At 64.4% G+C, this 10,461-nt stretch carries 9 protein-coding genes; 4 read left to right on the top strand and 5 right to left on the bottom strand.

Translation table 11 applies throughout. The features are described 5' to 3' along the window. Positions 1–132: 132 nt before the first annotated feature. On the bottom strand, positions 133–696 hold the full coding sequence (moaB, locus tag XH88_RS25800) for a molybdenum cofactor biosynthesis protein B (protein WP_271671058.1): 564 nt from the start codon (positions 694–696) through the stop codon (positions 133–135). A 163-nt stretch (positions 697–859) separates the two neighbouring features. Further along, positions 860–1,804, bottom strand: a complete 945-nt coding sequence (ypfJ, locus tag XH88_RS25795) for a KPN_02809 family neutral zinc metallopeptidase (protein WP_271671057.1) — start codon at positions 1,802–1,804, stop codon at positions 860–862. 404 nt (positions 1,805–2,208) lie between these two features. Between ypfJ and XH88_RS25790 the strand changes: the two genes are divergently transcribed. Beyond that, complete coding sequence (locus XH88_RS25790; protein WP_271671056.1) at positions 2,209–3,336, top strand: site-specific DNA-methyltransferase; 1,128 nt, start codon at positions 2,209–2,211, stop codon at positions 3,334–3,336. Between the two features lie 268 nt (positions 3,337–3,604). After that, complete coding sequence (locus tag XH88_RS25785; RefSeq protein WP_271671055.1) at positions 3,605–4,285, top strand: glutathione S-transferase family protein; 681 nt, start codon at positions 3,605–3,607, stop codon at positions 4,283–4,285. Between the two features lie 50 nt (positions 4,286–4,335). Here XH88_RS25785 and XH88_RS25780 read toward each other — a convergent pair whose 3' ends face one another. Together XH88_RS25780 and XH88_RS25775 are read right to left on the bottom strand one after the other, a co-directional pair. Next, positions 4,336–6,345: a HAMP domain-containing methyl-accepting chemotaxis protein gene (locus XH88_RS25780; RefSeq protein ID WP_271671054.1), complete on the bottom strand. Its 2,010-nt coding sequence runs from the start codon at positions 6,343–6,345 to the stop codon at positions 4,336–4,338. Between the two features lie 284 nt (positions 6,346–6,629). Beyond that, on the bottom strand, positions 6,630–7,073 hold the full coding sequence (locus XH88_RS25775) for a nuclear transport factor 2 family protein (protein ID WP_271671053.1): 444 nt from the start codon (positions 7,071–7,073) through the stop codon (positions 6,630–6,632). 91 nt (positions 7,074–7,164) lie between these two features. Between XH88_RS25775 and XH88_RS25770 the strand changes: the two genes are divergently transcribed. Continuing rightward, complete coding sequence (locus tag XH88_RS25770; protein WP_271671059.1) at positions 7,165–8,088, top strand: LysR family transcriptional regulator; 924 nt, start codon at positions 7,165–7,167, stop codon at positions 8,086–8,088. A gap of 93 nt (positions 8,089–8,181) precedes the next feature. On the opposite strand, the gene XH88_RS25765 is transcribed toward XH88_RS25770, so the two are convergent. Continuing rightward, positions 8,182–8,802, bottom strand: coding sequence for a glutathione S-transferase family protein (locus tag XH88_RS25765; RefSeq protein ID WP_271671052.1), 621 nt, complete (start codon positions 8,800–8,802; stop codon positions 8,182–8,184). Between the two features lie 141 nt (positions 8,803–8,943). On the opposite strand from XH88_RS25765, the gene XH88_RS25760 reads away from it, so the two are divergent. Further along, positions 8,944–10,221: a flavin-dependent oxidoreductase gene (locus XH88_RS25760; protein WP_271671051.1), complete on the top strand. Its 1,278-nt coding sequence runs from the start codon at positions 8,944–8,946 to the stop codon at positions 10,219–10,221. The last annotated feature ends 240 nt before the right edge of the window (positions 10,222–10,461 follow it).

Here is a 10,461-nt window from a genome sequence, read left to right as displayed (position 1 = left end):
CGCCTCAACGCCAAAGCTCGCGATGCGCGTACCACCTACGCTAATGCAACTTGACAACAGAGATAGTCGCTCATCCGGCGCTTCGCGCCACCTCCCCCACAAGGGGGAAGGAAAGAAAGAGGCGCCGTCGCGCTACACCGTCGCGCCCTGCGCCTTCGGCCTGCGCAGATGCTCGTCCAGCCGCGGCATGATCTCGACGAAATTGCAGGGGCGCGTGCGGTAATCGAGTTGCGCTTGGAGGATGCCGTCCCAGCCGTCGCGGCAGGCGCCGGGAGAACCCGGCAGGCAGAAGATGTAGGTCGCACCGGCAACGCCCGCGGTCGCACGGCTCTGGATCGTCGATGTTCCGATCTTGGCGTGGCTCAGCATGTGGAAGGCGATCGAGAAACCATCCATGCGCTTCTCGAACAAAGGCTCGATCGCCTCCGGCGTGACGTCGCGGCCGGTGAAGCCGGTGCCGCCAGTGGTGATGACGACGTCGACGCCGGCATCCGCAATCCAGCGGCGAATGACGGCGCGGATCGCCTCGACATCGTCGGTGACGATCTCGCGCGCGGCGAGACGATGGCCCGCCGCGGTGAGGCGATCGACGAGGGTCTGGCCGGACTTGTCATCGGCAAGCGCGCGCGTGTCGGAGACCGTGAGCACCGCGATGTTGAGCGGGATGAACTGTTTGGATTCATCGATCGAGGCCATTTCGTCGCACCTTCTCTCCCACCCACCGCCGTCATCCCCGGGCCGCAGGCTCGCCATCCTTCGAGGCTCGCCAAGGCGAGCACCTCAGCATGACGCCACTACTCCCGGATTCCCCGATGCGCAATCGCATCATAATTCACGTTGCGTCCGGGGCACGAAACCGCTACGGCCCGCCGCCGCCGAACGTGTTACAGGCCTGCAGCGTGCCCTGCTGATAGCCGGTCATGAACCATTGCTTGCGCTGCGCGGCCGAGCCGTGGGTAAAGGAATCGGGCACGACGCGCCCGGTGGCCTGACGCTGCAGCGTATCGTCGCCGATCGCGCTGGCCGTGCTCAGGGCGGCATCGATGTCGCCCGCCTCGAGGAAGTTCGGGCGTTTCTTCGCCTCCCGATTGACCCAGATGCCGGATAGACAGTCGGCCTGCAATTCGACCTTGACCTGGAGCGCATTGGCCTCGGCCTTGCTGCCGGCCTGCTGCTGTCGCCGCGTCACCTTGGGAATGATGCCGAGCAGGTTCTGGATGTGATGGCCGGCCTCATGCGCGATGATATAGGCGGTGGTGAAGTTGCACGCCGACTTGCCGGAACAGCCGTGGAAGCGCGTCTCGACCTCGCGGAAGAACGAGGTGTCGAGGAAGATGGTGCGGTCCGGCGGGCAGTAGAACGGCCCCATCGCCGACTCGGCCCGGCCGCAGCGGCCGCCATTGGTAATGTTGCGGAACAGCACGACCTTCGGGCCGGTGTAGGACTGGCCCGAGGCCTGGAAGATCTCGCTCCAGCGGTCGTCAATCTCGCCGAGGATGCCGGAAATCATGCTGCCCATTTCGTCGGACGGCGCCCCGCGCTTGGCGCGGGATGACGGACGGTCGTTCTGGTAGCTCGGCGCCTGGCCGCCGCCGGAGAGAATCTCGGCGCCGCCGATCAGGAGGCGCGGATCGATGCCGAAGGCATAGCCGATCAGGCCGAGCACGATGATGGTGCCGATGCCGAGCCCGCCACCACCCATCGGCAGGCCGAACCCGCCGCCTCCACCGCCGCCAAATCCTCCGCCGCCTTCGTCGCGACGATCCTCGATGTCGTCGCTGCGGCGGAAATCATCGTAGCGCATGGCGGGCTTCCCTCAAGTCTTGATGGCATCAATTGCGCGGCGCAGAAACGCTGGGGCTCAACGCGCCACATACGTAAAATTTCCGTTGCCTTTATCAATATCGTGGCCGGCAAAAATTGCCTAGTACGACAGCGCGCTCGCATCAGCAATTTTTTCCGAGGGCCATGCATTTTTTTCCGAGAGAAGATTGACCACCGCCAGGCCGCTGCAGAGCGAGGATGCGCGAAATAGGCTGCAAAACACGGCGGATGCGAGCAATCGCCGGCTCGCGCAACGCGATGCAGGTCTTGCTCGTGCAAGCGGCGGGTTAAGTCGTTTTTTACTTTGCCGCTTCATTGTAACGGTCAGTCGGTTGTTTGGTCCCGCGTCGCCGACAGCGTCGCCTGAGTCAGAGTTCTTGAGTCATGGTAGTGTCGCGTCGCGGGGCGTCTGCAAAGGCGCCCCGCACAAACTTTGAGTCCGCTTCGCACAGCATCATCGTCGGCGACTGCGTCGCCGAGATGTCGAAGCTTCAGCCCGGTAGCGTCGATCTGGTGTTCGCAGATCCGCCCTACAACCTCCAGCTCAAGGGCGACCTCAAGCGCCCCGACGAATCCCATGTCGATGCCGTCAACGACGACTGGGACAAGTTCGATTCGTTTTCCGCCTATGACGATTTCACCCGCGCCTGGCTGCTGGCCGCGCGCCGCGCCATGAAGCCGTCGGCGACGATCTGGGTGATCGGCTCCTATCACAACATCTTTCGCGTCGGCGCGATCATGCAGGACCTCGGCTTCTGGCTCCTGAACGACATCGTCTGGCGCAAGACCAACCCAATGCCGAATTTCCGCGGCCGCCGCTTCACCAACGCGCACGAGACCATGATCTGGGCCGCGCGCGACGAGAAGGCCAAGGGCTACACCTTCAACTACGAGGCGCTGAAGGCCGCCAACGAGGACGTGCAGGCCCGCTCCGACTGGCTGATCCCGCTCTGCACCGGCGAGGAACGCCTCAAGGGCGCCGACGGCAAGAAAGTGCACCCGACGCAGAAGCCGGAAGGTCTGCTCGCGCGCGTGCTGCTGTCGTCGTCCAAGCCCGGCGATCTCGTGATCGATCCGTTCAACGGCACCGGCACCACCGGCGCCGTCGCCAAGCGTCTCGGCCGCTCCTATATCGGCTTCGAGCGCGACAAGACCTACGCCAAGGCGGCCGAGGCCCGCATCGCCGCGGTCGAGCCGCTGCCAGAGGAGAGCCTCGCCCCGTTCATGACCGCGCGCGAAGCGCCGCGCGTGGCGTTCTCCGAGCTGATCGAGCGCGGCATGATCATGCCCGGCACGAAACTGTTCGACGCCAAGAAGAAGCTGGGCGCGCTGGTGCGCGCCGACGGCGCCATCATGCTCGGCGACAGGGTCGGCTCGATCCACCGCATCGGCGCGGTGGCGCAGGGTGCACAGGCCTGCAACGGCTGGACCTTCTGGCACGTCGAGACCAAGACGGGTCTCAAGCTGATCGACGAGCTGCGCGCCGAGATCCGCGCCGGCATGGCCGAATAGCCGCGGTTTCCGCTCTTGAAGGCTGGGCAAAGCGAAGCGTGCCCGCACTTGAGGCCGCGGTCTTACGACGACGATCGGGCCTTTGTTACGCCGGCCGGTCTGCGCAGCGCGCAGATACCACACGGCAAACTCGTCGGTTGCCCTCCCCGACCACGATCAGGCAAGAGAAAGCCCGCGGCGCAGCCATGATATCTGCGTCCGCTCTCGACGCCGAACCGCATTCGCTGTTGGTCGCCAATCCTTCCACCAACCCTTGGGGAGATGCCAGATGCTCAAATTCTATTTCAACGGATCGCCGAACCCGACCAAGGTCGCGTTGTTCCTCGAGGAGGCTGGCCTGCCTTACGAGCCGGTGAAGATCGACACCCGCAAGGGCGAGCAGTTCACGCCGGACTATCTGAAGATCAATCCGAACGCCAAGGTGCCGGCGATCGACGATGGCGGCACCATCGTGTTCGACAGCAATGCCATCCTGCTTTATCTCGCCGAGAAGACCGGCAAGTTCCTCCCCACCAACCGCGCCGAGTTGCTGTCCTGGCTGATGTTCGTGGCGTCAGGCGTCGGGCCGTATTCGGGTCAGGCCGTGCACTTCAAGCATTTTGCGCCGAAGGACCAGAACCACGATTACGCCCATAATCGCTATCAATACGAGACCGATCGCCATTACAAAATTCTCGACGGCCACCTCGATGGCCGCCGCTATATGGTCGGCGATGCCTACTCGATCGTCGACATGGCGCTGTGGGGCTGGGCGCGGATGGTGCCGTTCAAACTCGGCGACGACGCCTTTGCCCGTTACCCGAACGTCAAGCGCCTGGTCGACGAGATCTCGGTACGGCCGGCCGCCGCGCGCGCGATCGCGCTCAAGGACAAGTTCACCTTCAAGGCCGAGATGGACGACGAGGCGCGCGCCAACATGTTCAGGCACATGACGACGAAAGTGGCCTGAACCTCCTACCGCGAATGACGGGCCACGCGCATGCGCGTGGCCCTTTGCTTTCAAGCGGCGTGGACCGAGTCCAGGAACTTCGCCACCTCCTGCTTCAGACGATTGCTGTCTGAAGACAGCGAGCGCGCCGCCGACAGCACTTGCGCGGACGCGGAGCCGGTCTCCGAGGCGCCGCGCTGCACGTCTTCGATGTTGGTCGAGACGCGCCGGGTGCCTTGCGCAGCCTGCTGGACGTTGCGGGAGATTTCCTGCGTGGCGGCGCCCTGCTGTTCCACGGCGGCGGCGACGGTCGAGGAAATCTCCGACAGCCGCTCGATGGTGCCGCTGATCTCCCTGATCGAGCCGACCGACTCTTCCGTCGCGGCCTGGATGCCCGAGACCTGCTGGGCGATCTCGCCGGTAGCCTTCGCGGTCTGCTCGGCCAGCGCCTTGACCTCGGTGGCGACGACGGCAAAGCCGCGGCCCGCTTCGCCTGCACGCGCCGCCTCGATGGTGGCATTGAGCGCCAACAGGTTGGTCTGACCGGCAATCGTGCTGATCAGCTCGACCACATCGCCGATGCGGGCGGCCGCCTTGGAGAGCTCGCCGACGCGTGCATTGGTCTTGCTCGCCTGCCCGACGGCTTCGCTGGCGATGCGGGCGGACTCCTGGACCTGGCGCGCGATCTCGTTCACCGAGGAGGACAGCTCTTCGGTGGCGGACGCGACGGCCTGGACGTTGGTGGTCGCTTCCTGCGAGGCGGAGGCGACTTCTGTCGACAGATCCTGGGCGCGTGTCGCCGTCGCCGTCAGCGTGCCCGCGGAGGCCTCGAGCTCGCTCGACGCCGACGACACCGTATCGACGATCTCGCCGACCGCCTGCTCGAACCGATCGGCGAGAAGGACCATGTCCTTCTTGCGGTCCTCGGCTTGCCGCGCCTCGGTCTCGGTCTGCTCCTGGCGCAGGCGCTCGGTGTCGATCATGCTGGTCTTGAACACCTCGATCGCCTTGGCCATGTCGCCGATCTCGTCAGCCTTGCCCCGCCCAGGGATCTCGACCGCGAGATCGCCGCCGGCGAGCCGCCCCATCGCGCGCGTCATCGCGGTCAGCGGCCCGACGATACTGCGGGCGATCAGGAAGGCAACGATCAATCCGAACAGGGTGGCCAGGCCGCCCGCGATCTCCTGCACCGACGTCGTGCCATCGATCGCAGCTTCAGCCTGGTTGCGCGAGTTCTTGTAGTCTTTCTTCAGGGTGGTCTCCGCGACCTTGAGCTTGGCAATGCTGTCGACGATCAGCGGCGCGAGACTCTTGTGGTAGATCTCGTCGGCCTGCAGCATCGCGGCCGACGTGGTCTCGAACGCCGATTTGTAGATGCCGAGCGAGGTCTTCACCGGCGCGAGCGTGGCGCGCAATTCCGTCGCCTGCGGAGACTTTTCGAGCGCCGAAAGCCGCTGCATGGCCCTGTCCACATTGGTTCTGAAGTTGGCGGGCCCCTTGGTATCGCGCAGGGCCAGGAAGCGCCAATTGGCGATCTGAACGAAGAGCAGCCTGGATTCGAGGTCCGCGACGAGAGCCGCGGTGTCTTCATCCACGGCTGCGCGCGCGACATCGACCAGCTTGGCTATCTTGGCGGTCAATTCATCGCCGCTCGGCAGCAGCGTCGCCTTGCCGGTCCGCGCCTCATTGACCGCATCGCCGAGATTGTCGCGGAGACTTCGCATCTTCGCGATGTCGGCGATCAGATCGTTGTAGAGCCTGCGCCGCTCCTCGGACATCGTGCCCTTGGCGCCGATCTGCAGCAGTTCGGTCGCCGCGGTCTCCCGCTCCGAAGCCTCCTTCATCGCGGACTCATTGGCGTCGTAGATGTAACGGAGATTGGCGCGCTGGATCGCCTGGAGATGGGTGGATATCTCCAGCACCCGCGCCGTGCTGTCCGAGAGCGCAGATTGTTTTGCGACTTGGTCCTGCACGGACCGCAAACTCCAGATGGCGACCACCGCCATCACCAGACCAACCAGCACCAAAGCCATGAAGCCGGCATAGAGACGGCCCCTAATCTGCAAACGAAAGCTCGGCATTCCCACTGTCCACCCAGATGCATGTGAATTCGGGCGGACGCACGACTCCGGCGATCGTCGCGGCCACCCCGGCAGCCGCGCTTCGCGCACTTCGCACGACTCAACGCTGCACCGCGATACAATGCGGGACACTCGTTAATTGAACCTTCAAATGCCTCGCGCGAGCCCTGCGAAGGACTACTCATGTTCTGCTAATTTTATCGGCAAAAATGCCAAAATCCTGGCGCGAGCCCCGCAATGACATGCAACGGGCTGCATGCGTTGCGGGGATAACATCCTCTCCTTCAGCCCACGGCCCTCACAGCCGTTTGCGGAAACGGACCAAGCGCCCTTTCGGTCAGCACCGAGTCGCAATACTCCCGGATCTCCTTGATCTTGCCGTTCTCGAACTGGAACACGAGACAATAATCGTTGTCGTAAGGTGCGCCCTCAGCCGTGACGTTGTCGCCCTTGGCTTCCACCACGACGATATCGTCATCGGCAATGAAGCGGTGAGCGACCGTACGTGTCCGGTCACGAAGGCGGCTGCGCACATAGCCGTGCAGATCGTTCAGGATCGCCTCCTTCCCGGCGAAGGTACGCGACCAGGAATACTGGCCGGTCACGACCCATCTGGCATCGTCGGCAAGGCTTGCGGTGAACAGGGAGCGGTCGCGCACCGCCGGATCTGGGCTGGCGGCGGCGGCAAAGATTTCCTGCATCAGTTTCTTGTTGGCGCTCGTGCTCATGGCGGCATCTCCTGATAGTGGCAACACGGAGAACGTCGCAGCCCGACCGTAATTCTTCAAATCGATAGAGGATATGATATCTATTCGCTTCATGAATTTGAATTCGCTCGACCTCAATCTACTGACCGCGCTCGACGCGCTGCTGCGCGAGGCCAATGTCAGCCGCGCCGCCATGCGCATCGGGCTGTCGCAGCCGGCCACGAGCCACGCGCTGCAACGCCTGCGCGACATCTTCGGCGATCCGCTGCTGGTCCGCACCGGCGCACGGATGGAGCTGACACCGCGAGCCCAGGGCTTGCGCGCGCCGCTGGCACAGGCGCTCGACCAGGTGCGCGGGCTGTTCGTGCCCGAGGCGTTCGACGCCGCACGCAGCGAGCGAGCATTCCGGTTGATGATGCCTGATCTCGCCGTCGAACTATTGATGCCGCCGCTGATGGAGAAGGTGACGCGCCTTGCGCCCAACGTGCGCATTGACGTCGTGCCGTGGCGGGGGCCGGCGATCTTCCACGCCGAGTTCGCCCGCACCATCGACCTCGTGATTTCGATCGGCAACGCCTTCAAGGGCTTCCACCGCCAGCTGCTCTACACCGACGGCGACGCGTTGGCAGTGCGGCGCGGTCATCCGCTTGCGCCAAAGCTGAAGCGGCGCGAAGTGTTTCTCGCCGCGCGCCATGTCGGCGTGATCATTCGGGGCAACGCCGAGGATCTGATCGACACCTGGCTTCGGCCCAAGGGCATCGAGCGGCACATCTCGCTGGTGGTGCCAGGTTATCTCGAAGCGCTACACGTTGCCGCCCGCACCGACCTCGTCGCCTTCGTGCCGCGCCGGCTGATCGCCGCGCTGTCGAAGCAGCTCGGGCTGGTGACGGTGAGCCCGCCGCTCGATCCCGGCATCGACGAGCAGTTCATGTTCTACCCGACGCGGGCGCAGATGGACCCCGGCTCGATCTGGCTGCGGCAGCTGATGCTCGAGACCGGGCGGGAGCTGGAGCAAGCCAAGCGCAAGCTCTCGTAGCGGTCGGCAAAGCGAAGCGTGCTCACCATCTGCCACTACTGGAGAAAGAGCGTGGGCACGGCGCTTTGCGCCTTGGCCCACCCTACAAGAGCCTCACGCCTTCTGCGCGGCCATCACCTTTGCCACCGCGGGGCGATCGGACATGCGCTTGAAATGGTCCGCGATCTTCGGCGTTGCGTTGATGTCGACACTGTCGCCTTCGAGCCAGGTCGAGAGCGTGTAGAGGTAGGGATCGCAGATCGTGAACTGATCGCCCATCACCCACGGCCCCTTGAACATCGTCTGCTCGATCAGGTTGAAGCAGGCACCCATGGTCTTCGGCACCATCGCCTTCATGTCGGCGAACGAGCTTTCCTGCGTCGCCCAGCGCGCGCCGCGCATCTTGTGGGCGTGATTGATGTGCACGGTCGAGCAGAGATAGGAGTTGAACGACTGCACCTGCGCGAAGTCGAAGGGATCGTCGAGCGGCGCGAGCTTCGCCTTGGGAAAGCTCTGCGCGATGTAGGCCAGCATCGCCGGGGTCTCCGTCAGGACACCCCGGTCGGTGACCAGGGCCGGAACGCGCCCCTTCGGATTGATCTTGAGATAATCCGGGCTGTTCTGCTGGTTGTCCTTGAAGCTCAGCCGTTCGGCCGTGTAGTCGATGCCGGCCTCCTCCAGGGTGATGTAGGTGGCGAGCGCGCAGGTGCCTGTGGCGTAGTAGAGCTTGAGCATGTCGGACCTCGTGGGAAAACCGGAAATTAACGGCTGCCGCCCCCGGCGTCCATAGCACGACGTTCTCGGCGCTCTTGCTCTTCGCAGTTGCCCACGGCCGCCCGCCTGTGCCAAGACGCCCGGAATGGGAGGGGTTTTGTCATGACGGTACTCATCGCCGGTGGCGGCATCGGCGGGCTGACGCTTGCGCTCAGCCTGCACCAAATCGGCGTTCCCGCAAAAGTGTTCGAGAGCGTTGCGGAACTGAAGCCGCTCGGCGTCGGCATCAACGTGCTGCCGCATGCGGTGCGCGAGTTGATCGAGCTCGGGCTGCTCGACAAGCTGGACGCCAGCGGCGTACGCACCCGCGAACTCGCTTATTTCTCCAAGCACGGCAAGCCGATCTGGAGCGAGCCGCGCGGGCTGGAGGCCGGCTACAAATGGCCGCAGTTCTCGATCCATCGCGGCACGCTGCAACAGATCCTGCTCGACACCGCGATCGAGCGGCTCGGCCGCGACAACATCCTCACCAGCCATCATCTGACCGGCTGGAGCGAGACGACAGGCGGCGTCCGCGCCGACTTCATCGACAGGGCAACCGGCAAGGCCGCGGGGACCTACGACGGCGCGATCATGATCGCCGCGGATGGCATCCATTCCGCCGCACGCGAGAAGCTCTATCCGAACGAAGGTCCGCCGATCTGGAACGGCCGCATTCTCTGGCGCGGCGTCACGCCGGCCAAGGCGTTCCTCACCGGCCGCACCATGATCATGGCCGGCCACGAAATCCTGAAATTCGTCTGCTATCCGATCTCGAAGGAGCCGGACGAATCCGGCAGCCACCTCATCAACTGGGTCGCCGAGCGCCACATGCCTCCGACCTATCAATGGCGGCGCGAGGACTATAACCGCACCGCCCGGCTGGAAGAATTCCTGCCCTGGTTCGAGAGCTGGAAATTCGACTGGCTCGACGTCCCCGGCCTGATCCGGAGCTGCCCGCACGCCTATGAGTATCCGCTGGTCGACCGCGATCCGGTGTCGCAATGGACCTTCGGCAAGGTCACGCTGATGGGCGACGCGGCGCACCCGATGTACCCGATCGGCTCGAACGGCGCCTCGCAGGCGATCCTCGACGCCCGCACCATCACCCGCGAGATCCTGACGCATGGTCCGACGACCGAGGCACTGCTCGCCTACGAGGCCGAGCGCAGGCCGGCGACCACCGACCTCGTGCTGCTCAACCGCAAGAACGGCCCCGAGCAGGTGATGCAGCTCGTCGAGGAGCGCGCGCCTGACGGCTACAAGGTCGTCACCGACGTGCTGTCGCAGCAGGAGCTGGAAGACATCGCCGCGAACTACAAGCGCGTGGCGGGGTTCCAGGTCGAGGCGCTGAATGCCAAGCCGCCGATCGTGAGCAAGGACGCGCGCGCGACGGCGTGAATTTTTCGAGAGAGCTCAAACCAGACGAGCTGTGCATTGATGCGCCCTCGCCCCTTGTGGGAGAGGGCAGCGACGCCGGTCAATGCAAACTCGCTTGGGTGAGGGGTCTCTCTCCGCGAGTCCGATCCGCATTTGAGCCGGCGGAGAGAACCCCTTGTATCTGCACGGGACCATTTTGTGCGATGGAAGCGACTTAGCGCCTTGGCCGGTGGCCACCGGCCAAGGCGCGTGGCGATGTCG

The sequence above is a fragment of the Bradyrhizobium sp. CCBAU 51627 genome (assembly GCF_028128765.1).
Classification (GTDB): Bacteria; Pseudomonadota; Alphaproteobacteria; order Rhizobiales; family Xanthobacteraceae; genus Bradyrhizobium.
Note: the sequence above shows the minus strand (reverse complement) of the source record. Positions and strands in the feature narration are given on the sequence as shown.

Coding starts and splice junctions, on each gene's coding strand:
- XH88_RS25775 (WP_271671053.1), bottom strand. CDS start 7,073: ATGAGCACGAGCGCCAACAAGAAACTGATGCAGGAAATCTTTGCCGCC.
- ypfJ (WP_271671057.1), bottom strand. CDS start 1,804: ATGCGCTACGATGATTTCCGCCGCAGCGACGACATCGAGGATCGTCGC.
- XH88_RS25760 (WP_271671051.1), top strand. CDS start 8,944: ATGACGGTACTCATCGCCGGTGGCGGCATCGGCGGGCTGACGCTTGCG.
- XH88_RS25765 (WP_271671052.1), bottom strand. CDS start 8,802: ATGCTCAAGCTCTACTACGCCACAGGCACCTGCGCGCTCGCCACCTAC.
- XH88_RS25780 (WP_271671054.1), bottom strand. CDS start 6,345: ATGCCGAGCTTTCGTTTGCAGATTAGGGGCCGTCTCTATGCCGGCTTC.
- XH88_RS25770 (WP_271671059.1), top strand. CDS start 7,165: ATGAATTTGAATTCGCTCGACCTCAATCTACTGACCGCGCTCGACGCG.
- moaB (WP_271671058.1), bottom strand. CDS start 696: ATGGCCTCGATCGATGAATCCAAACAGTTCATCCCGCTCAACATCGCG.
- XH88_RS25785 (WP_271671055.1), top strand. CDS start 3,605: ATGCTCAAATTCTATTTCAACGGATCGCCGAACCCGACCAAGGTCGCG.
- XH88_RS25790 (WP_271671056.1), top strand. CDS start 2,209: ATGGTAGTGTCGCGTCGCGGGGCGTCTGCAAAGGCGCCCCGCACAAAC.